Origin of the sequence: Ligilactobacillus saerimneri, from assembly GCF_036689625.1 — a bacterium.
Taxonomy (GTDB): Bacteria; Bacillota; Bacilli; order Lactobacillales; family Lactobacillaceae; genus Ligilactobacillus; species Ligilactobacillus saerimneri.
Genome location: NZ_CP144759.1, coordinates 1374432 through 1397820, shown reverse-complemented (window position 1 = coordinate 1397820; position 23389 = coordinate 1374432). Strand labels below are relative to the sequence as shown.

At 43.4% G+C, this 23389-nt stretch carries 18 protein-coding genes and 1 other annotated feature; of the genes, 13 read left to right on the top strand and 5 right to left on the bottom strand.

Translation table 11 applies throughout. From position 1 onward, the window contains the following. Window positions 1–174 precede the first annotated feature (174 nt). Window positions 175–1578 carry an SLC45 family MFS transporter gene (locus V3C97_RS06790; protein ID WP_338434074.1) on the top strand — a complete coding sequence of 468 codons (1404 nt, stop codon included), beginning with the start codon at window positions 175–177 and terminating at the stop codon, window positions 1576–1578. A 69-nt stretch (window positions 1579–1647) separates the two neighbouring features. Here the strand turns inward: V3C97_RS06790 and V3C97_RS06785 are convergent, their stop codons facing one another. After that, window positions 1648–2628: a LacI family DNA-binding transcriptional regulator gene (locus V3C97_RS06785; RefSeq protein ID WP_338434073.1), complete on the bottom strand. Its 981-nt coding sequence runs from the start codon at window positions 2626–2628 to the stop codon at window positions 1648–1650. A 175-nt stretch (window positions 2629–2803) separates the two neighbouring features. Between V3C97_RS06785 and V3C97_RS06780 the strand changes: the two genes are divergently transcribed. Then, window positions 2804–5128, top strand: coding sequence for a glycoside hydrolase family 31 protein (locus V3C97_RS06780; RefSeq protein ID WP_283590091.1), 2325 nt, complete (start codon window positions 2804–2806; stop codon window positions 5126–5128). A gap of 51 nt (window positions 5129–5179) precedes the next feature. On the opposite strand, the gene V3C97_RS06775 is transcribed toward V3C97_RS06780, so the two are convergent. Further along, the gene (locus V3C97_RS06775) at window positions 5180–7597 is read right to left on the bottom strand and encodes a Xaa-Pro dipeptidyl-peptidase (RefSeq protein WP_338434072.1); all 2418 of its coding nucleotides are present in this window, start codon (window positions 7595–7597) and stop codon (window positions 5180–5182) included. A 154-nt stretch (window positions 7598–7751) separates the two neighbouring features. Continuing rightward, window positions 7752–8002, top strand: a binding site (T-box leader). A gap of 90 nt (window positions 8003–8092) precedes the next feature. Between V3C97_RS06775 and V3C97_RS06770 the strand changes: the two genes are divergently transcribed. From V3C97_RS06770 to V3C97_RS06755, 4 genes are read left to right on the top strand one after another with little or no spacing between them, the layout of a single operon-like run. Next, the gene (locus tag V3C97_RS06770; RefSeq protein ID WP_009551195.1) at window positions 8093–8938 is read left to right on the top strand and encodes a MetQ/NlpA family ABC transporter substrate-binding protein; all 846 of its coding nucleotides are present in this window, start codon (window positions 8093–8095) and stop codon (window positions 8936–8938) included. A 10-nt stretch (window positions 8939–8948) separates the two neighbouring features. Next, complete coding sequence (locus tag V3C97_RS06765) at window positions 8949–10010, top strand: methionine ABC transporter ATP-binding protein (protein WP_283590089.1); 1062 nt, start codon at window positions 8949–8951, stop codon at window positions 10008–10010. Beyond that, entirely contained in the window at window positions 10003–10704 is a 702-nt protein-coding gene (locus V3C97_RS06760; RefSeq protein ID WP_338434071.1) for a methionine ABC transporter permease, read from the top strand. The genes V3C97_RS06765 and V3C97_RS06760 overlap by 8 nt, the downstream gene beginning before the upstream one ends. Before the next feature lie 23 nt (window positions 10705–10727). Beyond that, a complete protein-coding gene (locus V3C97_RS06755) occupies window positions 10728–11876 on the top strand; it encodes an ArgE/DapE family deacylase (protein WP_338434070.1) in 1149 nt (382 codons plus the stop codon). Between the two features lie 412 nt (window positions 11877–12288). Here the strand turns inward: V3C97_RS06755 and V3C97_RS06750 are convergent, their stop codons facing one another. Beyond that, entirely contained in the window at window positions 12289–13683 is a 1395-nt protein-coding gene (locus V3C97_RS06750) for an APC family permease (RefSeq protein WP_338434069.1), read from the bottom strand. Between the two features lie 218 nt (window positions 13684–13901). On the opposite strand from V3C97_RS06750, the gene V3C97_RS06745 reads away from it, so the two are divergent. The 4 genes from V3C97_RS06745 (at window position 13902) to V3C97_RS06730 (ending at window position 16534) form a co-directional block, all read left to right on the top strand. Next, window positions 13902–14345, top strand: a complete 444-nt coding sequence (locus V3C97_RS06745; RefSeq protein ID WP_283146958.1) for a Fur family transcriptional regulator — start codon at window positions 13902–13904, stop codon at window positions 14343–14345. A gap of 1 nt (window position 14346) precedes the next feature. Beyond that, a complete protein-coding gene (locus V3C97_RS06740; RefSeq protein ID WP_317294373.1) occupies window positions 14347–14820 on the top strand; it encodes a hypothetical protein in 474 nt (157 codons plus the stop codon). 21 nt (window positions 14821–14841) lie between these two features. Further along, the gene (locus V3C97_RS06735) at window positions 14842–15849 is read left to right on the top strand and encodes a DUF6681 family protein (protein ID WP_317294372.1); all 1008 of its coding nucleotides are present in this window, start codon (window positions 14842–14844) and stop codon (window positions 15847–15849) included. A gap of 289 nt (window positions 15850–16138) precedes the next feature. Next, the gene (locus tag V3C97_RS06730) at window positions 16139–16534 is read left to right on the top strand and encodes a GNAT family N-acetyltransferase (protein WP_338434068.1); all 396 of its coding nucleotides are present in this window, start codon (window positions 16139–16141) and stop codon (window positions 16532–16534) included. 63 nt (window positions 16535–16597) lie between these two features. Here V3C97_RS06730 and yjeM read toward each other — a convergent pair whose 3' ends face one another. Then, window positions 16598–18091 (bottom strand): glutamate/gamma-aminobutyrate family transporter YjeM, encoded by a 1494-nt coding sequence (gene yjeM / locus V3C97_RS06725; protein ID WP_338434067.1) that lies wholly within the window; start codon window positions 18089–18091, stop codon window positions 16598–16600. Window positions 18092–18275: 184 nt separating this feature from the next. Here yjeM and V3C97_RS06720 point away from each other — a divergent pair, with 184 nt between their 5' ends. Beyond that, entirely contained in the window at window positions 18276–18755 is a 480-nt protein-coding gene (locus tag V3C97_RS06720; protein ID WP_278837858.1) for a pyridoxamine 5'-phosphate oxidase family protein, read from the top strand. A gap of 340 nt (window positions 18756–19095) precedes the next feature. Here V3C97_RS06720 and hflX read toward each other — a convergent pair whose 3' ends face one another. Beyond that, the gene (gene hflX, locus V3C97_RS06715) at window positions 19096–20352 is read right to left on the bottom strand and encodes a GTPase HflX (RefSeq protein WP_338434066.1); all 1257 of its coding nucleotides are present in this window, start codon (window positions 20350–20352) and stop codon (window positions 19096–19098) included. Window positions 20353–20677: 325 nt separating this feature from the next. Here hflX and V3C97_RS06710 point away from each other — a divergent pair, with 325 nt between their 5' ends. Further along, window positions 20678–22306 carry a peptide ABC transporter substrate-binding protein gene (locus V3C97_RS06710; RefSeq protein ID WP_338434065.1) on the top strand — a complete coding sequence of 543 codons (1629 nt, stop codon included), beginning with the start codon at window positions 20678–20680 and terminating at the stop codon, window positions 22304–22306. A gap of 151 nt (window positions 22307–22457) precedes the next feature. Then, window positions 22458–23387: an oligopeptide ABC transporter permease gene (gene opp3b / locus V3C97_RS06705; RefSeq protein ID WP_009551167.1), complete on the top strand. Its 930-nt coding sequence runs from the start codon at window positions 22458–22460 to the stop codon at window positions 23385–23387. Window positions 23388–23389 lie beyond the last annotated feature (2 nt).

The following is a 23389-nucleotide window of genomic DNA, read 5'->3' as shown; positions in this document are numbered from 1 at the left end:
TTAAGTTGGGGGATGATCTGCAACTTAGGAAGTTTTTTGCATTAAAACCCATTATAAAGTAAACGTTTTCTTAAAAACGCTTGCATTATTTTGTAGGAGTGCTAGGATAATAGTTGTAGTTTATGTAAACGTTTACCTGAAGTGAATGATTTTTCGATAAAAGGGAGTGTTAACATGGATGCAACACATACTAATCACCATATTCACCACGAGAGTCAGCCGCAAGTAACCCAAAAAGAACGGGTTGATCTTGACGCTAACTTGCCTGATCTGTCACGGCGGGTGATTTTTGCTATCACGTTTGGCTTTTTAGGGATTAACATGGGCTTTTCGCTCCAAAGTTCCCAAATGAGCCGAATTTTTCAATCAATCGGAGCTAACCCCAATACACTAGGTTTCTTCTTTATCTTCCCACCACTAATGGGGATGATTGTTCAACCGTTGATTGGTAAGTATTCTGATCGTACATGGAATCGTTTCGGACGGCGAATGCCATATCTGCTATTTGGGGCACCAGTTGCTGCGTTAGTTTTACTGATGCTACCACCATTTACAGGTTCTTTAGGTTTTGGCTATGGTTCAGTGGCAGCGATGGTTTTTGCTGCCTTTGCAGTCTGCTTCATGGACTTATTTAATAATATCTGCATGCAACCATTTAGAATGATTGTTGGAGATATGGTAAATAATAAACAGAAGAATTTTGCCTGGTCATGGCAACAGATTTTCTTTAACGGTGGTGGTATTTTAGCATCGTTGCTACCATTTGTTTTTGCTTTGTTGGGCATGCACAATACTGCTAAGCGTGGGGTAGTACCAAATACGGTTATTTGGGCTTACGTTGTAGCAGCTGCCGTTTTGTTCATCACTAGTATGTGGACTGTTTTCAATGTTAAGGAATATGACCCTAAGACTTATGCTAAGTATCATGGAATCGATCCAGCAGCCAATACTCAGTCGGTTTCCTTATGGCATTTGTTAAAGACGGCGCCTAAGTCCTTCTATGAAATTTGCTTGGTTCAATTTTTTAGCTGGGTTGGGGTAATGTATGTTTGGACGTATACTACTGGTACGCTAGCTAAGAATGTTTGGGGAACTTCCAACCCAACCAGTGCAGGCTTCCAAGCAGCTGGTAATTGGTATGGTGTTTTAACAGCTATTTTGAGTATTGCTGGTATTTGCTGGGGGTTCTTGTATTCCAAATCTAAAGCTAATGCGCGGAAGCAATGGTATGCTCTGGGTCTAGGTTTGGGCAGCTTAGGTTTGATTCTCGTTTCATTTGCACATAATCAAATGCTAACTATTATTGCCTTTATTCTGTTTGGAATTGCCTATTTTACTATCCACACTATTCCCTTTACGTTGTTAACGTCATCTTTGAATGGTGAAAATGAAGGAGCATACATGGGTTTGTTCAACATTGGGATCTGTTTGCCACAAATTATCGCATCCCTGTTGAGTTTTGTGATCTTCCCAATGACTGGGAAGAGCCAGCCGATGATGATGTTAATTGCCGGTATCTCCCTAGCAATTGGTGCCTTGTGTGTTCACCATATTCACGAAGGTGTTGCCAAGAAATAATTAAATAGAACCTAAAAATGAAGCCTAAGACCGGAAGGTGCATAAAGCGCCTGGCAAGTCTTAGGCTTTTTAGATGGTTGTTACACTTTCTCTTGCGGTTATTGCAACAGGAATGAATTGAGAGCCATTGGTTTGAATGAGGTTTTCAACACTTGTTTTGCCCATTAAGTAAAAGTCTTGGGTAACACTGGTCATTTGTGGCACTGTGATATCACAGATAAAAGTACCGTCGATACTAATAATTGAAAGATCATCAGGAAGTTTCAATCCGGCTGTGTGGGCAGCTTTAATCAATCCAGCTCCAACCAGATCGCTCGCAGCCACTATTGCCGTGAGGTGTAAGCGTTGGATCGTGGCAAATGCTGCTTGCGCACTGGCAAGACTATAATCCCCGTATTGAATCCAATGGGGTTCGATTACTTGGTTAGCACTAAGCATGGCTTTTTCATAACCAAGTAGACGCTGATGTCCAGTAGGAGAGTTGTCGATTCCTACCAATCCAATCCGCCGGTGGCCATGTTGGAGCAGGTATTGGGTGGCTACTTGACCAATTTCAATATTGTCGGAACTGATAAATTTACTGGAATCATTATGTTCGCCATAGATAGAAACAAAGCGGTAGGGGATGCCGGACTTATCTAAGAGTTGGAGCTGGTCATGACTCGCTTTAGCAGCAACAAGGAGAATTCCAGAAACCGAGCGTGCCAATGCGGAATTGATTGCTTGAGTGAGCATAGCGCTATCATTATCTCCTGCATAAAAAATAATTGAATTTCGATGGTGAGCTTGAATGCCGTCTTGGATTCCATCTAAAACGTCTTGCCAAAAGTGAGTTTTAGTATTGTTAAGAATGATAGCAATAGTTTTAATTTCATTAGCTGCTAACTCTGCAGCGGAAACATTACGGTGGTAGCCCATTTCCGCAGCGATTTGGCGCACCTTTTGAGCAGTTTCTTCGCGGTATGAGCCCTCTTTATTGGCTAGTACTCGGGAAACAGTAGCAGTCGAAACATTGGCCGCTCTAGCGACATCTTTAATGGTAACTCCCATTAGTGAACACGTCCTTTTTAGTGTCATTGCCTTAATTATACTGTATTTTCGAAGTTATGCGAAAGAGTTATTTAGTTGATATCAGGCTATTGTAAACGTTTACGTAAAGTGGTAAGGTAAAGGTGGTAAACGAATTACATTAAACTTCAAGTCCATAATAAGGGAGTTAATGACAATGAATAACCAGAAATTTGGTTATCAAGATGACAACCAGAAAATTACACTTGATTTCGCCACAGGCAAAGAAATAATTCTCAATATTATTACCCCAGAAATTATTGAGGTATTTGAGGATCATGGTTGTGCAACTAACTCATATGCAATTGAAGGAAATAAAAAACAACCGACAGACTACACAGTTACTGATTGCGGTGATCATATCGAAGTCCAGACCACTGCGTTAATTGGTAAAGTATATCCTGATCGGAAGATCGATTTTTATGATGCACAAAATCATCCGTTGGTTTTGGATTACCGTGGTGAACGGCAAATGTTACCAACAGATATGGATGATGAGCACCGGAATACAGTTATGTCAGAGGGGCATGCTGTCCACGCTAAAGCCACTCCAGATAATGTTAACTTTGAAATCCTCAAATCGTTAGCAAAGGATGAAGTCTTTTATGGCTTGGGTGGAAAAACAGGCTTTTTGAACAAGCGGGGCTATGAATATGACAATTGGAATACGGATGTTCCAGTGTTACATAATGATAGTCAAACCCACCTATATAAGTCGATCCCAGTTGTATATGGGATGAAAAATGGTTATCCGTATGGTCTGTTTTTTGATGATACTTATAAGAGCCATTTTGATCTAGGCAAAGAGAGCGATAATTATTATTTCTACTCTGCAGTGGGAGGCAACGTTGACTACTATGTTTTAGGTGGGCAAACGCTACAAGCCGTCGTTGCTAACTACACTTACCTAACAGGGAGAACACCCCTTCCTCAAAAATGGATGCTAGGTTATCAACAATCTCGTTGGGGATATAGTATCAGCGATACGCGCGTGGAAGATATTGCAGATAAGTTTGCAGAGTATGATCTTCCGTTAGATGTTATTCATCTGGATATTGACTATATGCGGGGCTACCGTGATTTTACCTGGGACACGACAAAGTTTACTGATCCGAAAGCCTTTGTCCAAAAGATGCGCGAACGGGGCATTCGTTTGATGCCAATCCTAGACGCTGGTGTCAAAGTGGATGATAAGTATGACATTTACAAGGAAGGTATGGCTAAAGGTTACTTTGTTACAAATCCAGATGGAAGCGTCTATATTGGGTCAGTTTGGCCTGGTGATTCTGTGTTCCCTGATTTTGGCAACCCAGATGTTAGAGCATGGTGGGCTAAGCATATTAAGTTCTTTGCTGATATGGGAGCTTGTGGGATTTGGAATGATATGGATGAACCAGCCAACTTTAGGGCTAAAGGGCAACTTCCAGATGATCTAGTTTTCCATAATGGACAGGAAAAGACGACCCATGCCAAGATGCACAATGTATTTGGTCATCTTCAATCGCAAGCAGCCTACGAAGGAATGAAAGCTGCCACGCAGCAGCGACCATACATCATTACCCGGGCAGCTTATGCTGGCACACAGAAGTATTCAACCGTTTGGACAGGCGATAATGCTGCAGTCTGGTCGCATTTACAGTTAGCGATTCCCCAACTAAATGGCTTAGGGATGAGTGGCTTTGCCTTTGCCGGAACAGATATTGGCGGATTCCAGGAAGATACAACCCCAGAATTATTGACGCGGTGGGTTGAAGCTTCTGTTTTAGTACCATTGATGCGGAATCACTCAATTCTGGGATCACGGTATCAGGAACCATGGTCATTTGACCAGCAGACGTTAGACATTTATCGGAAGTACCTAAACTTGCGGTACCGGCTGATTCCTTACCTGTATGACCAATTCCACCAAGCTGAAACATCAGGCTTGCCAGTAATGCGGCCATTAGTGTTGAACTATCCTCAAGATCGGGAAACCTGGAACTTAAACGATCAATACCTGGTGGGCGACAATATTTTAGTAGCTCCGATTGTTAATCAAGGGGCTACCAAGCGAATGGTTTATCTTCCTGCTGGTGAATGGGTCGATTTCTGGAACAATACGGAATATGCGGGACAGCGGTATGTTATGGTTGATGCTCCACTGGATACTCTTCCTTTGTTTGTCCGGAAAGATACGATCATCCCGTGGGGGAATAAGGTAATGCACGTCAGTGATGAACCAGAAAAGATGATGACATTCAAGGTATACGGTAACCAGGGTACGTATTGCCACTATCAAGACAATGGGCAGGATTTCAAGTATCAGCAAGGTGAATTCAATGAATATGTTATCAATGTAGCTAACGATCAAATTGAGGTCCAGTTACAGAAGCATGACTTCAAGCCGGTGTACCAGCATATTGTGGTTGAAACAGCTACTAAGCATGCAAAATTCACGTTCGATAGTGAATCTGACCAGTATCGACAAGTAGAAACTAACTAAAAAAGAAGCTGCGAGAAATATCCTCGCAGCTTTTTTAGCTAAAGCAGTGTATTAATGGAATGGTGTCATCTGCAACTCAATGTGTGACTTAGATGGGTCAATTGAATAAGTAATCCCCTGGTTGCCCCGAATAGTCATTGGCATATCGGTTGCGCAAATTACCAGGCCCAGTTGATGGCCTGCTAGTAGGTGGTAATAGGCTGGCTGCAGGGACAGGTCAACTTGATAAAATGAACCAGGCTCAACAGGATCGGCCTGCCAGAGGTTGGTCCTGTTTTGAAGGTTGATATGCCCACGACTGATCAGCTTAAACGAACTAGGTTGCTTTGCCAAAGTAAATTCATGCAACTGGTTGTCTTGCCATTGATAGCCATAAGGAATAGAGAAGCCCCGCAGTGGGGTAGGATCCGCTTTAAGTCGCCGGGCAGTCCCATAATCAACCAGCATACAGCTGATTAAACCAATATCCTGGTCAGAAGCGACACGTAAACTGACTTGAGGTAGGCCTTGCAGGTATTGATCCTGTTGGAGCGGTTTGGTCAGAAAGACAAGGCGCTGACTGGTTAGCTTAGTTGTCTTTAGGGTAAGCAGGTCATTTTCCCATTGGTCAAGATTATGAGTATAAAAGTCAAAATCTACTGGATCCAATTGATCAGTGAATGATGCTATTGGAACTTGAAGTTGACGTTGCGTCCTAAGCTGTTTTTCTCCTAGGTAGAGGGTTTGGTTAGGTTTTCCGCCCCAATCAGAAAAGGTATGCCAGGTAGCAGGTTGGCTATTGTCCTGAACCAAGACGTCCGGGAGAAGTTGCGGCGCCCCATTGTCGATGCCGTAGAGCTCATGGGAGAGCCACAGGTTCATCATGTCAGAAAAATCAAGTGACTGGAAGTTGTTGATATAAATATGTTGGCCCTGGTGGAGGATCAACTTACGGGTGCCCGATAGTGGCGCCAGTTTGTGCCAGAGATTGTAGGCATGGACGGGCTTGACATTTTGATCATTGAGGCCATGAACGATGAGAACATCAGCAGTAATATGAGCAGTATCTTTAAGATAGTTGCGTGCATCCCAAAAGGCATTGTAAGATCCAGTTGTCCGGTCTTGGCCAGCGGTTATCGCCGCCAGTTGCTCATGGAAATATTTCTTGATGTGAAGGTAATCATTAGCTGTTTTTTGACGACTAAAGCATTCTTCGGCCAAAACATCGGCATCTTCACCAGGGAAGCCTCCAGGAGCAACAACTAGTCCGCCTTCACGATAATAGTCATACCAGTTAGAAATAGCGGCCTCAGAGATTACTGTTTTGAGACCGTCAACTCCGGTAGTAGCAGCAGCAGTTGCCAGGGTGCCGAGATAAGATTTGCCGGTCATAGCCACATTGCCAGTCGTCCACCAAGCGGTAATAGCGGTTGATCCCGTTCTATCAGTATAGGCGGGGCGGTTGCCGTTAAGCCATTCAATTACGGCCACTGCCGCGGCTGTTTCGGCTGGATCACCAGTAGTTCTTACCCCATCAGAGTCCTTGGTCCCAATTCCGGCAGAATAGACGGCCGCGAAGCCCCGAGCAAGGAAATATTCATTCAACTTGACGCTTGGCTCAGTAGAAAAAGTCTCCGTGGCCGCTGTGACCGTATCGGTAGGAACCGTCTTTTGGGGTGTAGGCACTGTTGGTGCTTGATAGGCAATATCTGTGTAAGTTAGCGCTTGGACAGGCTTTTTGGTCAATGGCACGTTGACATCGTGCATCATCCGGTCCCCAGCTGCATCATTTGTTCCCTGGTTATACGGGCTGGCAGTGAATACGACTGGGACCTGGATCCCTTGATTAGTTGCCTGTGGGCGAATGATGATAGTCTTTAAGCGGTCTGCGCGACTATCATGATCGGTATCTAAGTCTGATTCAACGTAGACAACTTCGCGGACAAGATTATCGGTAGCAAAAACGGGCTGGGCTTTACCATTGAAAAACAGCGGTTGTGGCAGGTTATCAAATTGATGGAAGTAGCCTGCTGCTGCCAGGTGATCGAGGTAAACATATCCGCCCTTAGTAAAGGTGTTGAGTAAGTTATACCATGCAGTGACGACATCACTGGTAGTAGTTAGTGGAGAATGATAGGGAAGGTGAAATCGGTTCATAGCAGGGAAAGGATCACCAATAGTAAAGTCTTCCCCATGTTCAAAGCCTAAAAGCTGGAGGGCAACAGTGTAGAAAGCAGTCGCATCAACTGCATGCCGGTTAACAAACTCAGGGACAGAAGTGGTGGGAGTAGCCAAATATTCTGCCACAGCCGCATTCTTTCCAGCTGGCGTCAAGGCCTGAACCTGGGTTTGTTGGAGCAGGCGCAGCCATAGAGTCGTGGGATTAGTCGCTGTGACCGTGAAGTCGGCCGGAAGGAAGCGTAATTGCTTGAGCTCTGATATTTGGGTTGCGAGATCAGGAGTATGGAATGCAAATTGATTAAATTTCATTGAGAAAATCCCTCCTAAATAATAATGATTTTTCTCAAGTTTACCACGCTTTAAGGGAGAAGCCTAAAATAACGCGAAAAAAATTCGTCAAAAATGTTGACGAAAATGAGAATTAAGTTATAATGTTTCCATAATCAATAATAAGTTACTCAAAAGAAACGTTATGAACAGTAGAGTAGGAACCGGATATAGCTACAGAGAGCTCCTGGGTGGTGTGAAGGAGTGGTTGAAAGTTCTGAAGATGGACTGGGAATGGTGTTGACGATATTTAGTCAACAACGGGTTTGCACACGTTACTAGTGCAAGGTATTTCCTCAGGAGACGTCCCGGGGAGAAACCTAGAGAGGCTGGGCTCTGTGAGGGGCTCGGTGAAGTAAGGTGGCACCACGAGCAATCGTCCTTTATCAAGATAGTTGATAAAGGGCGATTTTTTTTGGGATAATTTAATTGGTTAGGAAAAAGATATCAGCAAGGATACAAGGGAGGAAATGAATTATGAGAAGAAGAAAGAATTTAATTATTTGGTTAGTCGTACTGGTAGCTATTATCGGAGGAGGAATTTTCTCACTTGTCCATAAACGGACCCAACAAAACAAAACAGTTACGGTTGGGGTAGTGGGGATCTCTAACCAGGATGAAAAGATTTGGGATCAAGTAAAGAAAACAGCTAAGGATAAGTATGGGGTAACCGTTCAGTTGAAGGATTTTACTGACTATAACCAACCCAACAAAGCTCTTCAAAATGGCGATATTGATTTAAACAACTTCCAACACACAGCATTCTTAAATGCTTGGAACAAGGCCAACAAAGGTGACCTGGTAAGCATTGGGAGTACGGTCATTGCCCCAATTCGGCTCTACTCAGAAAAGTATCACAAACTTAATGAGTTACCACAAGGAGCTACTATTGCAGTTCCTAACGATGCTTCCAATGAAAGTCGGGCCCTTTATGTTTTGAAAAATGCAGGTTTGATCACTTTTAAGAAGGGAACAGGTAAATTAGCAACGATTGCTGATATTGACAAGAACCCTAAAGAACTTAAGATCAAGGAATTAGGGGCAGAACAAACTGCTCGTTCGCTGAAGGATGTGGATGCTGCGGTTGTTAACAACACATATGCAATTCCGGCTAAGTTAGGGGATAAGCAAACAATCTACGTTGAACCTTTGAACAAAGACTCTGAACAATGGATCAATGTCTTTGCTGCTAACAAGAAGGATAAGAACAACCAAGCATATAAAGATGTGGTAAAGTCTTACCAAACTAAGGAAGTTAAGCGCCTGTTGCACAAGTACTATGGTAATAAAGAAGTCACTGCATGGGATATTAAGTTGAAATAAGGAGGACCATATGGCAGACATCATTAAACTAGAAAATATTGAAGTGTCCTTCCAACAAAAAGGACGGACGGTCACTGCAGTTAAAAATGTCAACTTGAATGTTGAACAGGGGGATATTTTCGGAATTGTAGGTTATTCTGGGGCCGGAAAGTCAACGTTGGTGCGTACCATCAATCTTTTACAAAAGCCAACAGCTGGAAAAATCACAGTTGCGGGGACAACGCTTTTTGCGGATCACAAGCAGCAGGTTACCCCCAAAGAGTTACAGGCTAAGCGGCGGAATATTGGGATGATCTTCCAACATTTCAATCTCTTGAATGAAACCACTGTGGCTGATAATGTGATGTTTGCTTTGCGCCATAGTCCCCTTTCAGATCAGGAGATCGAAACCAAAGCACTCAAGTTGTTGGATTTAGTAGGATTAAAGGACAAAGCTAACTTCTATCCAGTCCAGTTATCTGGGGGGGAACAACAGCGGGTGGCGATTGCCCGGGCGTTGGCTAATGATCCGGAAATCTTGATCTCTGATGAAGCTACTTCGGCTTTGGATCCACGCAATACCAACCAGATTTTGGACTTATTAAAGGATCTCAACCAAAAATTAGGCTTAACGATTGTCTTGATTACTCACGAAATGGATGCGGTCAAGCGCGTGGCTAACAAGATTGCAGTTATGCAACATGGAGAAATTATCGAACAAGGAAGTCTGCGGGATGTTTACTTGCGTCCCAAAGCAGAACTCAGTCGCCAGTTTGTTGGAGGATCTTTAGCAGCGATTGAAACTCTTAAAGCCTTCAACTTGGGCAAACTGGAAGCAGACCAGGGGCTATTCCAAGTTGTCTTTTCCGCGGCTAACTTAACTAAGTCGATCATTTTGGATCTATATCGCGAATTAGGCTTGGATGTATCGATGCTTTACGGGAACATTGAGGTTTTAGGCAACGAACCAGTTGGGACAATGTTTATCCTAGTTAAAGGAAACGATGACCAGCTGGCTAGTGTTCCCGCCTTCTTAGGAGACAAAGATGTTGAAGTGACACGGATTGATGAACGGGGGATTTGGAATGACTAACTTTTTGAATGAATATTTGCCAAATGTAGTCAATTTAGGCTGGTCTGGCGATAGTGGCTGGGGAACAGCCATCGTCCAAACCCTCTACATGACTTTTTGGCCGGCTATTTTTGGTGGTTTGCTAGGGGTGGTCTTTGGGATTGCCCTAGTTGTAAGTAAACCGGATGGAATTTTACCTAATAAATTCTGGTTCGGTTTTTGTGACAAGGTAGTCTCCCTTTTTCGGGCCGTACCATTTATTATTTTGCTGGCGGTAATTGCTCCGTTTACGCAATTGATTGTCGGAACTCAGATTGGGACGACGGCAGCGATTGTTCCGTTATCTTTGGGTGTCTTTCCTTTTTACGCCCGTCAAGTACAAGTGGCCTTGGAAAGTGTAGATAGTGGTAAGGTTGAAGCTGCCCAAGCTTTAGGGGCCACCAATACAGATATTATTGTGGATGTTTATCTGCGGGAAGCTCGGGCTGAATTGATCCGGGTTTCAACGGTAACCCTGATCAGTTTAGTCGGGTTAACGGCGATGGCAGGGGCAATCGGTGCCGGTGGTTTAGGTAATACAGCTATTGCTTATGGCTATAACCGCTTTAACAATGACATTACCATTGTTGCAACGCTGCTAGTTTTATTATTAGTGTTAATAATCCAGTTAGTTGGCGATGGTTTAGCCAAGAAGTTTAATCATCAAGCACGTTAATATAAGAAAAGAGATGTCTGATCATGGATAAGGCAAGTAAAATCAAGGTCTTGCGCGATTTATTGCAAATTGATACAGCTAATGGGAACGAATTAGCAGTTGCAACGTACTTACAGCACTTGTTGCAACAATATGGACTAGCAGCCAAGGTTTTGGAATTTGCCCCCAACCGTGCCAACCTAGTTCTTGATATCGGAACGGGGGACCCAGTTTTAGGGATTACCGGACACATGGACACGGTGGCTTTAGGGGATACTGATCAGTGGACTTATTCCCCACTAGCGGCTCATGTCCAGGGGGACCGGATCTACGGACGCGGGGCTGCTGATATGAAAAGTGGGCTTGCTGCTCAGGTGTTAGCCCTCATTGAACTTGTCAGTGTAGGAAAATTACCCGGGCATGTACGGTGGTTAGCTACTGCTGGTGAAGAATATGGAACGCCGGGGGCTAACCGGTTGGAAAAAGTGGGCCTAGCCCGCGACTTAGCTGCACTAGTAGTCGGTGAACCAACGAGTGGGAATATTGTGTACGCACATGCGGGAAGTTTTAACTACCGGGTTGTCAGCCAGGGAAAAGCTGTTCATTCGTCCGAACCCAGTCAGGGTAAGAATGCCCTAGCAGCGCTAGTGGATTTCTGTGTTGCCGAACGAACTCTCTTTGCCGATGTGCCGGCGGATCCTTACCTTGGTGAGGTAAAGCATAGTGTTACGATTATGCATGGCGGAGACCAGGTCAATACGATTCCCGATCATGCCGAACTTTACGGGAATATTCGTGCCACCAAAGTCTTTGGCAATGAGTTAGTTAGTCAGAGATTGCAGAAACTGGTAGCTCGAATCAATGCCCAAGGGCAGGCGCAACTGACCCTCGAAGTGCTCCACGATTGGCGACCGGTCGGAACGGATCCTAAGGCATCTTTGGTGCAGTTAGCATTAGCAAGCAGTCAGGCCGCATATGCGGCCTACCCAGACCATGCTGAACCAATGTTGACAACGATCAACGGAGCGACGGATGCATCGGTATTTGTTAAATCCAATCCTGACTTGCCTGTGGTACTGCTCGGACCAGATGATTGGAATGTCGCCCATCAAGTAGATGAATACACTTCGATCAGTAGCTATTTAGCAACGATTGAGGCCTATAAGAAACTGATTGTTGGCTATTTTAATTAGCTATTAAACGCAACTGGAAAATATTAGGGATAAAGGCCGAGGCTGGTGAGAAAACATTGTTTTCTTCCAGCCTCGGCCTTTTAGTAACAACCCTAGTAAAATAACACTAGATATTTTTAACTTGTTTTAACTTTTTGTAGAAAATTCTTCACAAATTCATCACAAATACTGCGTATGATAAAGACAATCAGTTAATAGCAATTAACTGACTCCCCTAAATTGAAAATTTTGTTCTTTTTCTCCCTAAATCCTAACAATGAACAAAAAAATTTTCATAATTATAACCCTAACATTGGAGCGTGTTCATAGTAAATGGACTGCTCCTTTTTTATTCTTCACGTTATTGGTGTGTTATTAGTGAACAAAAATAAGGCTAGGAAGAAAAATAGAATTTTCTCCCCGCCTTATAAAATTAGTCAACTTTATTTAACTTGCTGTGCCTAATGCCATAACTTAGGTAAATTACTGCTCCGATGATAAACCATACCAAGGATGCCAACCATGTTTCCGCTGGTAATTGGGTCATCAAGGCTAGACACATAATAACCGAAATAAGCGGTAAGACGGGATAGAAAGGAACTTTAAATCCCGTATTCTCAATATCAGGACGCTTACGCAGCCGGATAACACCATAGGATACAAAAGTAAAGGCTAGTAAGGTACCAATGTTGACCAAGCTAGTGATCTGATCCAAAGAAACTACCCCGCCAAAGAAAGCGATAATGATGGTTACAATGATCAAACTATTGGTAGGGACTTTAGTCTTAGGATTGATCTTTCCTAACGCTTCCGGGAACAACCCATCGCGACCGATAGAATAGATCAGGCGGGTGGAACTAAACATGGTGGAAATCATGCTAGTTGCCATCCCTGCCAAAGCCCCCACTGAGAGGATAGCAGCGACCCAGTCCTGGTGGACCAGCTGTAAGGCATAAGCCACTGGGTTGCTGACGTCTAGCTGTTTGTAATAAACCATTCCCGTGAGGACCACGGATACTGCAATATAAAGAATCGTGGTAATGACCAACGTGCCAATGATTCCCCGAGGCATATTTTTTTGGGGATCTTTGACGTCGGCGGCTGAAGCAGCCACAACGTCAAAACCAAGGTAAGCAAAGAAGACCAATGAGGAACCCTTGATAACCCCACTGAAGCCATATGGCATAAATGGGTGCAGGTTTTTGCCCTTAATAAAAAAGGCACCCACCACTACGAAGATCAAGATGATGATCACTTTGACGATTACCATGATGTCATTGACCCGTACTGAAGTCCGCGAACCATGAGCGAGCAAGAGTGCAACGATTAAAACAGAGGCGACGGCAGTGATATTAATATATGTACCGTGAGCCGGATCAAACGGTCCACTCAAAGCTTGGGGCATATGCAAGCCCAGGGCACTGATAAATGAGTTAAAATATGAAGCCCACCCTGTTGAAACAGCAGCTACGGCGAGCATGTACTCTAAGATCAAGGCCCATCCTAAAAACCAACCGATACTTTCGCCATACAGCACGTTACCGAAGGAATAGGCGCTCCCTGCGACGGGTAAAGCAGAGGACAACTCAGCATAGCACATCGCAGACAGGGAACAAACTAAAGCAGCGATAACAAATGAAAGACTGATGGCCGGGCCACTGTGCAGTGCAGCCACTGTCCCAGGCAAAATGAAGATCCCAGTCCCGATTACCACGCCGATCCCTAGAGAAATTAGGTCACGAGCGTTAAGTGTTTTAATAAAACCCTTATCAGAAGCTAAGTAACGGGAAAGATCTTCTTTTTGGAAAAGACGTTCTTTCAGCCCCATAAATTCACCTCCATAATGTAGATATATTAAAAATAACAAGATGAGAATAAGATGTCAAAATTAATTTAGCTCCCATTTTTATGCTAAAGAGATTTAACTAGTAAGTAAGGGGGGAGCTTGTATAAAATATGCTAAGAAATAAGAATAAAATTCGCCTCCTGGAGGTGGGAATGCTAAACTAGAGAAGAAAATTCATCATCGAAGTGGGGGTGGAGCAGATGATTGATGAAGCGTTGGGTATTTTACGACGCAACAACTACAAAGTGACTAAGCAACGGCAAAGTATGCTGGAATATTTGAGTAATTTTCAGCATCATTTTATTGAAGTGACACAGGTAGATGCTTATTTGCGGCAGCTCTACCCAGGAGTTAGTCATAATACGATTTATCGAAATATCGAAGATTTTACCCGGATGGGAATTCTGGAAGCAATCAACCGACCGACGGGAAAGTGTGTAAAGTACCAATGTGATTTTCAGAACCATCACCACCATTTCATTTGTAAGAAGTGTGGGCGGGTCCAAGAGATAGCTGTTTGTCCGTTCGATGAACAGGTTAAACAGCAACTGGCTGGGTGTACAATTGAAAGTCATGTTTTTGAAATCTATGGCATTTGTGCCCAGTGTAATGCAAGGCTAGAAAAAGAAATGGAGCGATCATAAAATGGCATACCGAGTACCACCACTGTTGACACCATTTGCGATTCTGTCAGCGGTGCTTGCCTTAGGAGCAACAAACGTTGCGGTCAACAAGGTAACTCATACATCAGAGGGACGCCAGATAACCCAAGTGTCCTCGAGTGTGAGTGAATCTATTCCAAAAGCGGACAGCAGTGATCAGAACAGTAAAAAGGATAATAGTTCGGAAGACAAAGACAAAAAACAAGATAGTTCTAGTGCAGATTCGAGTTCTGCTGCAACAAGTTCGGCGACAACGACGTATTCGCCGGATACTAATCAGGAAAATACCGGACAAAATAGTAACCAGACGGCAGATAGCTCAACTACAACAAAAAATGACACGACTACTGATAAGTCTAGTTCTAGTGCTACTACGAATAGTAATGCTACTAATACGCAAAATCAAAACACAACAACGCAAAGCGGTGGGACCACTACCCAGAATGGTGGGCAATAATTATAGAAAGGAGGATCACCGATGTTTAGTCTTTTAAGTATGATCAATGGCTGGATTGGCTACATTAACATGAATGCCAAAATAAAGAACCGTGTTTATACTGTGCTTGGTGGGCTGGGGAATTTTTATCTTCTCTATGTCGCTTACCGCTTTTATGCTAACGGTTTTGCGGGACGAGGCACATTGTTCATCTTAGCATTTTTGATTTTATTATATTTTACCTATTTAAATGTCATGTATTTCTTTACGGATCGACCGGCGAAATTTGATATTAGTCCAGTGATTATGCAGTGGTTGCATATCACGCCCAAGGATCCAGAGGAAGAAGCACGGAAAAAAGTGGCGCGGGCTCGCGCCTTTTACCAGCAGCATGGCTATGTGCAGACGAATGGGATTTTTAAAGATGAAAATTTACTTCCTGCTACGCTAGCATTCTCACCCAAGCAGAAGGCCAATATCCAACAATTGGTGCAACAATTAGCGACGATTCAGTATCTGAATCTTGACTACGGGGGCCGAACTGATGATGATATTTATCAAGAACTCAAAACCAAGGCCCAAGGACAGATTTATGCGTTAGCTGATCCAGTGGCGTTGCCATATTTTAACCTAAAAAACACTGGTGATCGGCTTGAAGTATACGGTGGTTTAAACCAAATGGAGAGTCAGTCTTTGGCGACGATTACTGAAATCGGTCTTATGCCAGCTACCCAAGCTTTGACCAAGTACCGCCTATCAATCGCAACGGCGGTTGTGGCAGGCGGACCGTTTAAGCGTGGAGGACGTTCCACAGTGATGGAAGAACACCAACCCTTTACTCTCAAAGTCCAACTAGCATATCAAGAAAAAACAACCGCTGTTACTAATCCAATAGCTCCGCCATCGTCCGAACCTGAGCCCTCAAAGCTAAAGTCTAGCCCAGAACAACCTTTGCGGCGGACCCAACATACAGATGCCGAGTGGAAAGACACTGCGGATCAATCCGATATTTCCGAGCATTATAGTCGGACGGAACGATATCACCGTTAATTGAATAATGAGAAAAGCGAGGCTGGAAGAAGATAGCATTTCTCCCAGCCTCGCTTGTATTTACGCAAATTATGATGCAGATACTTAATTGCAGGGTGTTTGCTTGCAAGCCATTTCCCTTAGGGAGTGGCGGTTGACATGGCGCAAGTCTAGAATTGTTTCTTAGTAATAGGGGATTCGGCTTGATAATTCTGGCTAGATGAATTATTATTAAATTATTAATTTTATCATTTTTGTTTAATCATATGTTAAGAAAAAAGCGGTGAGTGACCTTGAGGAGGACAAGTAGATGGAAATGGTGGTAAATCCCAAACTCAACCGGTCAGAGCTGATCACGTTTTTTGATAGTGCAGGTTGGGATAAAGAAAACATTGAGAACTTGCGGAAGGGTTTGAAGAAGTCCCATGTTATTGCTGCCTTTGAAGAAGGCAAGCTAGTAGGACTTGTCCGGGCTATCAGTGATTATGCAACTACGGCCTATATTCAAGACCTACTAGTTTTACCTGAATATGAAGATTCACAGCTTGGGGTCGATTTGATTCGTCACTCGGTGCGGTATTTTGATTCGTTGAATCATATTGCAGTCCTCTCAGCCCGTGCTGACGACAAAACCGATCGCTTCTTCCGTTATTTAGGGTTTGATAAAGAGCAAGATATTGGTTATGGAGCTTACGTTTTAAAGTAATGAAGATGACAAAAGAGGTTGGAAAGATAAAATTTTTCCAACCTCTTTTCGTTTACTATTAAGTTAGTCGATAATATGTTTGCGTTCCGCCCGCCGGTAGAAAATCCATGCGAGTACGCCAAAGAGAACAGGCCCAAAGGCAGTCCAAAAAGCAGTAGCGTAGTCACCGTCCAGAATTGGTTGAACACAAGTGAAGACGATTCCGACGGCGATAACTAACCAAACTATGATTGAAATGATCCATGTCCAAGTCTGGTTTTTGAAAAAGACAAACGGACGGTCGAGATCTTTTTTCATCTTGAAGAATGGGAAAGCCCCAATCAAGAAAAGATATGGTGCCGAGGATGAAACATTCATCATGTCGGTCAAAATGGTGTAGAACTGGTTAGCAGCATCGCCCCCAAAGGAGATAAAGAGGATGATTACTGATACCAGTGCTGCTTGACACCACATGGCAAAGGCCGGCATACCGACATCATTGAGGGCAGTTAAGCGGGCAGGCAAGAGGCGGGAGTCGCTTCCTTCAATGAAAGATTTGATGGGGGAGTAGCACATAACAAAGGCGGCTCCCAAGCCCCCAAAGACATCACTCAGTGCAGTGATCTGGGAGAAAATCTTCCCTAAAATGACAGCCCCGCTGGAGCTCAGCCCGAGCGCTTTGCCGAGGGTTAACCCCATGTTATTGATGAGGACATATTCAACATTAGCCAAGTTAACATGGGCTTTACCTAACACTGTGTTCCAGTTAGCGACGACCCCACATAGGAAGATAGTCAAAATGTAGAGGAAAGTCATCATTAACATTGCAATGATTAGAGCCTTCGGGAAAGTTTTTTCAGGTTTATGAACAGAGTCAATCACCCCAGCCATTGTTTCTAGGCCGCCATAAGCAAATAATGCGTACACAATGAAGGACAGGATGGCGATCGGGGAAACAAACATTGGGTTAGGTGACTTGATCAAGTTAGTCGTTGTCATCGGTTCAGCCAAGTGACCGTGATTTAGTACCCACAGTAATAAACTGGCTGCGATGAAGATCACAGAAATTCCTAGGGTAATAATGCCCCCAACGGATGCGATCCGAGAAATTTTGTCGATCCCACGGGAGGCAACGAAAGTAACTATAATAAGGAAAATAACTTCCAAAATCCCCAGCGTTTTGTTGGCTGACATCCCTAGGAGGTGCCAACTTTGGGTAGTATCATGCCCAGTTAACATGGTTGATACTGAAACAAGGAAAAATTGAGTAGAAGAAACGAGCCAGACAATCCATGCGGATAACCAGATAAAGGTCCCGATGAAGGCCGGCTTTTTACCAATAGAACCTTCTAGCCAGGAGTAGATCCCACCTTTGGCCGCCTTGAAGGAAGCACCGTATTCAGCAAACATCAAGGCCGAAGGGACGAAGAACAAAATTGCAGTCAAAACGTACCAAATGATACTTGCATAACCCATCTGGTAGAAAGCAGTCATTGAGTTGCTAAACCCAAAAATTGATGAAAAAATCATCAAGACCAAACCGCTAAGGGTGATCTGCTTAATAGTTTTCTTGGACATAAAAATACTTCTTTCTACATAATGTATAGTTTTTTAAAATTAGTAATAATTATACACCTAAATTTATAAATGAGAGCCTTGCTTACAGGATGTTAATTAAACCCTAATTAGCTACAAATGCAACGTTATTGGGGATATAATAACAATGAAAGCTATTACTTGTTATGCAAATGAGGCGATATTTATGAGTGAAAAAGATACTGTTACCGATGTAAAATTAATAAATTCTGTGCTCGATCAGTGTCGGACGTTGCGACTGGGATTGCGTGATGGGCAGCGAGTATATGTAGTTCCTGTACATTATGGCTACCAGGAAGAAAATGGGCATTACACACTGTATTTCCACGGACGGCCACAAGGACGGCGGTATGAACTGTTAAAGGCGACCCACTATGCAGGTTTTGAAATTGATGATGACGATATTTTTAAGCCGGGTCAAGATAACATGGCCTGTACATACTCGGCGAGTTACAGGAGTGTGATCGGTGAAGGGAAAGTGACACTAGTGATGGATCCGCAAGAAAAACAAGTAGCATTCGGTCCATTAATGCAGCACTATACCGGACGAACTGACTTTAAATATGATCCTAAGTCATTGGCATATGTGCAAGTTTACCGGTTGGACGTAACAGAAATGTCGTGTCGGATCCACCAGGCTGAATAAGTAATTGCAGGAATCAGGAATAGCACCTAAAAAATGAGGCTGAGAAATTTTTCAGTCTCATTTTTTAAGTGATGTAAGGTTCATGTAAAAAATGATTAATTTAAAAAGCGAACGAATAGAAAAAAGCACTTTTGGCAGAGGACACATGATATATAGTGAAATATGTGCAGAAAGAGCATTTAGAAAAACGGAGTTAATAGGAATGAGGAAGCTTGCACCTATATTTAAATATTGTCGTGTCAGTTCGGAAAAAGAGATCTAAAAGAAAATTTACTCGCAGTAAAAATAAAAAATTCCCAGCGGCTGTTCAGCAACGAACAGTTAACTGGGAATTGATAAGTTATTGGACATAATCTTGGAGTTGGGCCGCTAGTTGGGGACTGACCTCTGCTGTAATTTGGGTGCCAGTTGCGAGGTAATCGGTTTTGATGATTTGAGCTTCTTCATTGAGCTGTTGGACCAGCTGTCCTTCAGCAAAGGGAATGAGGAAGGTTAGTGTTTGGTAGCCAGTGAAAATCTTTTGGCGGATAACATCAGCGAGAACTTGCAGTGATTGCGAATCCCGAGCACTATAAGTAATTGCGTCACCAGTAACTAGAGGATACCGTGTATTGGCTAAGTCGGCTTTATTATATGCATAAACCATCGGAATATCATCAATCCCAATAGAAGCGAGTGTTTCTTCGGTCGTAGCGATCATTTCGCGGGCATGTGGATCGGAGGCATCGACGACTTGAACGAGCAAGTCGGCATTACGTGCTTCAGCTAGGGTTGATTCAAAAGCAGCCACGAGGGTATGGGGCAGCTTGCTGACGAACCCGACCGTATCGCTGAGGAGAAATTCTTTATTATCTGCAAAGTGAACTTTACGAACTGACGTATCCAGGGTTGCAAAGAGCATATTTTTGACAAAGACTTGCTTGTCTTCCTCCTGTCCGGTAAGTTGCAAAAGACCATTCATGGTAGTTGATTTGCCGGCATTGGTATACCCCACCAGGGCCACCTGGGGCAAACCAGAAGCCCGACGCTGCTTACTTTGGGTTACCTGGTCTTTTTGCACATCTTTGAGTTTTTTACGCAGCTGGGAGATCTGTTTTTCAATTACCCGCCGGTTTAATTCTAATTTAGTTTCCCCAGCTCCCCGGTTGGTAAAGCCTCCGCCGGCATTGCCGGCTGTCTGCTGGTCGAGTTTTTCCGCTGCACTTGTACGTAAGCGGGGAAGTTGGTATTGGAGTTTAGCAATTTCGACTTGGAGCTTGGCCTCTCTGGTCCGTGCCCGTGAAGCAAAGATATCTAGGATCAGGGCTGTGCGATCAATCACGGTGAGCCCAGTATCTTGTTCAAGATTCCGAATTTGGGTTGGCGAGAGTTCATCGTTAACGATCAGAGCGTCGGCGGCATGCACCTGGCCAGCCTGGAAAATTTCAGTTACTTTGCCCGCACCAAAGTAAGTAGCCGCGACTGGGCGCTCGAGCTTTTGATGAATAGAAGCGACCACTTCGAGGTTGTCGGCTTCAGCAAGAGCTTGGAGCTCTTCCATAGTATAAGTAAAGTTTTCTGTTTGGTTTTCAATTCCACCAATTATGACGGCTGTCATAATATCACCCCTTTATCCTCTTAATTATAGCAAATGCATCAAATGATAAATATGCTCATAATTTCTTAATTTTAACGAAAAATAACGGCAAATAATGCGCAAATCATTACCGAATTAACTCCACTAATTAGTTAAAAAAAGAATCTTTTTAAGAACTACAATGCGTTTTAGCAGCAAAGAAAGCGGTTGTAAACAAACTTTTGCACCCAATATGAGAAAGTTTTCTTGATATTAATTTATTTATAATATATACTTTACTCAAGTTGTTAGGGATTTATTATTTCGTTGTTACATAGCTTAGCTTTTTTAGAAATGGGGTATAATTATGAAACTCAAAAAAGTTGCGGCTGCCGGGTCAGTTGTTTTCCTTTCAGCTTTAGCCCTGGCTGCCTGTGGTAATAAATCTGCTGATTCTTCCAAACAGGTTTTTAACTTTAGTGAAACTGGTGAATTACCAGGGATGGACTTGTCCAAAGCGACAGATACTATTTCTTGCACTAACTTAGCCAATACTATGGAAGGTCTTTATCGGATTGGTAAAGATAGTAAGATCGAACCTGGGGTAGCTAAGAAGACTGAAGTTTCTAAGGATGGGAAGACATATACTTTCTATCTGCGGAAATCTAAATGGTCTAACGGTGATCCTGTAACTGCTAAGGACTTCGTATATTCCTGGCGCAGAACACTTGATCCAAAGACTGCTTCTCAATATTCCTACCTCTTTGATGGTGTTCAAAATGCTAATGACATCATTGAAGGTAAGAAAGCTCCAGATACTTTGGGGATCAAGGCAGAAGGCGACTACAAGTTAGTTGTTAACTTGGAAAAGCCAATTCCTTACTTCAAGTTATTGATGGGCTTCCCTGTATTCTTCCCACAAAACCAAAAGGCCGTTGACAAGTTCGGCTCCAAGTATGCGACAGCTTCTGACAAGTTGTACTACAACGGGCCATTTAAGTTAACTGGCTGGACTGGTTCTAACCTTTCTTGGAAGTTACAAAAGAACAATTCTTACTGGGATAAGAAGAACGTTCACCTAGACTCAGTTAACTACCAAGTTAACAAATCTGGTAACACACGTTACAATAAGTACAAGCAAGGATCAGTTGACTATGCCACATTGGAAACAGATCAAGCTAAGAACTTGAAGAACAACGCGGATTACCACTTGATGAAGGAATCAACATTGGCTTACCTCGAATTCAATGAACAAGCTTCTAACCCAACAGTTAAGAAGGCCTTGTCGAACAAGAAGATTCGGCAAGCATTGTCCATGGCAATCAACCGTGACCAATATGTGAAGACTTCTGCCTTCGGTTCACAAGCAGCTCCTGGGATCGTGCCAGACGGCTTAGCAGTTCGCAACGGTAAAGACTTCAACAGTAACATCAAAGGTACTGGTGTAACTTCAGATGCTAAGGAAGCTAAGAAGTTATGGAAGGAAGGCTTAGCTGAAATCGGTGAAAAGAAGTTAACCTTGAACTTACTGGGTGACGATACTGATGCAGCTAAGAAGTCTGGGGACTTCATGCAAAGTAACTGGGAAACTACTCTTCCTGGTTTGAAGGTTAACGTGCAAAACGTACCATTCAAGACTCGTTTAGCACGGCAATCATCTGGTGACTTCGATGTAGTTCTGACCCTTTGGGGCGATGACTTCGCTGATCCAATCTCAACATTAGACCTCTTCACTTCTGACAACAGCCAAAACAATGGTAAGTGGAAGAATTCTGAATACGATAGCTTGATCAAGGCTTCTAAGACAACTGATGCCAACGATCCTGCAAAGCGTTGGGATGACTTGCAAAAGGCACAAAAGATCTTACTGGAAGACCAAGCAGTGGCTCCTATCTACCAAAGAAGAACACCATACTTGGTAAAGAGCAAGGTTAAGGGCCTGATCATCAACTCTGTTGGTGTCACATACAACTTCAAGAATGTCCAAATCAAGTAGCTAAAATTATGATCTAAATCTCAAGGCGGGGGCAACGAAATAACGTTACCCCTTGCTTTGTAATTATGAAGATAAAAACTTGGCCTGTGATTTGACCACTCTTTTATCTCACTCATAGCGAGTCTTATAAATAGAATGCGAGGTTAAAACAATGCGTAAATACCTACTCAAAAGAGTATTTTACATGATTTTGACGCTGTTCTTAGTGGCAACAATCACGTTCTTCTTAATGAAACTGATGCCCGGGACACCGTTCACAAATCAGCAAAAAATGTCAGCAACGCAGATTGCAGTTGTGAATAAGCAATACGGTCTAGACAAGCCAATTTGGCAGCAATATCTGTCCTACATGCTCAATGCTGCTCATGGTGACTTTGGGACTTCTTTCCAATTCAGTAACCAATCAGTTTCGTACTTGATTTCTAGCCGGATTGGCGCTTCCGCCCAATTGGGTATCCAAGCGATTATCTTCGGGGTAGTGTTAGGAATTATTGTTGGTTCATTTGCAGCCATCAACCGTAATACTTGGATTGATACTTTATGTACAGTGCTTTCAATCATTGGTAAGTCAGTACCAAACTTCGTGTTGGCCGTGCTTTTACAGTACTATATTGCCTTGAAGCTAAACTGGCTACCAGTTGCCGGATGGAATGGCTTTAACTACACCATTTTACCGACGATTGCCCTTGGGGTAGGACCACTGGCTGAAACAGCCCGGTTCGTCCGGACGGGGATGGTGGACGTTTTGAACTCTGACTATATCGAATTAGCCCGGGCTAAGGGGATGAGTCGGTTCGGTATTGTTTACCACCACGCACTGCGGAACAGTTTGATTCCGCTGGTAACCCTGATTGGGCCATACACAGTTGCCTTGATGACTGGTTCAATGGTTATCGAAAACATCTTCTCAATCCCTGGGATCGGGGAACAATTCGTTAAGTCGATCACTACCAACGACTACCCAACTATCATGGGGGTAACGATGTTATTCTCAGCTGGGTTAGTGTTAGTGATCCTGTTGACGGATATTGTTTACGGCTTCATCGATCCACGGATTAGACTTGCAGGAAATGAGGGATAAAG

Coding starts and splice junctions, on each gene's coding strand:
- V3C97_RS06745 (WP_283146958.1), top strand. CDS start 13,902: ATGATTGATGAAGCGTTGGGTATTTTACGACGCAACAACTACAAAGTG.
- V3C97_RS06785 (WP_338434073.1), bottom strand. CDS start 2,628: ATGGGAGTTACCATTAAAGATGTCGCTAGAGCGGCCAATGTTTCGACT.
- V3C97_RS06720 (WP_278837858.1), top strand. CDS start 18,276: ATGAGTGAAAAAGATACTGTTACCGATGTAAAATTAATAAATTCTGTG.
- V3C97_RS06765 (WP_283590089.1), top strand. CDS start 8,949: ATGGCAGACATCATTAAACTAGAAAATATTGAAGTGTCCTTCCAACAA.
- V3C97_RS06750 (WP_338434069.1), bottom strand. CDS start 13,683: ATGGGGCTGAAAGAACGTCTTTTCCAAAAAGAAGATCTTTCCCGTTAC.
- V3C97_RS06735 (WP_317294372.1), top strand. CDS start 14,842: ATGTTTAGTCTTTTAAGTATGATCAATGGCTGGATTGGCTACATTAAC.
- V3C97_RS06730 (WP_338434068.1), top strand. CDS start 16,139: ATGGAAATGGTGGTAAATCCCAAACTCAACCGGTCAGAGCTGATCACG.
- hflX (WP_338434066.1), bottom strand. CDS start 20,352: ATGACAGCCGTCATAATTGGTGGAATTGAAAACCAAACAGAAAACTTT.
- V3C97_RS06770 (WP_009551195.1), top strand. CDS start 8,093: ATGAGAAGAAGAAAGAATTTAATTATTTGGTTAGTCGTACTGGTAGCT.
- V3C97_RS06710 (WP_338434065.1), top strand. CDS start 20,678: ATGAAACTCAAAAAAGTTGCGGCTGCCGGGTCAGTTGTTTTCCTTTCA.
- V3C97_RS06780 (WP_283590091.1), top strand. CDS start 2,804: ATGAATAACCAGAAATTTGGTTATCAAGATGACAACCAGAAAATTACA.
- yjeM (WP_338434067.1), bottom strand. CDS start 18,091: ATGTCCAAGAAAACTATTAAGCAGATCACCCTTAGCGGTTTGGTCTTG.
- V3C97_RS06755 (WP_338434070.1), top strand. CDS start 10,728: ATGGATAAGGCAAGTAAAATCAAGGTCTTGCGCGATTTATTGCAAATT.
- V3C97_RS06775 (WP_338434072.1), bottom strand. CDS start 7,597: ATGAAATTTAATCAATTTGCATTCCATACTCCTGATCTCGCAACCCAA.
- opp3b (WP_009551167.1), top strand. CDS start 22,458: ATGCGTAAATACCTACTCAAAAGAGTATTTTACATGATTTTGACGCTG.
- V3C97_RS06790 (WP_338434074.1), top strand. CDS start 175: ATGGATGCAACACATACTAATCACCATATTCACCACGAGAGTCAGCCG.
- V3C97_RS06760 (WP_338434071.1), top strand. CDS start 10,003: ATGACTAACTTTTTGAATGAATATTTGCCAAATGTAGTCAATTTAGGC.
- V3C97_RS06740 (WP_317294373.1), top strand. CDS start 14,347: ATGGCATACCGAGTACCACCACTGTTGACACCATTTGCGATTCTGTCA.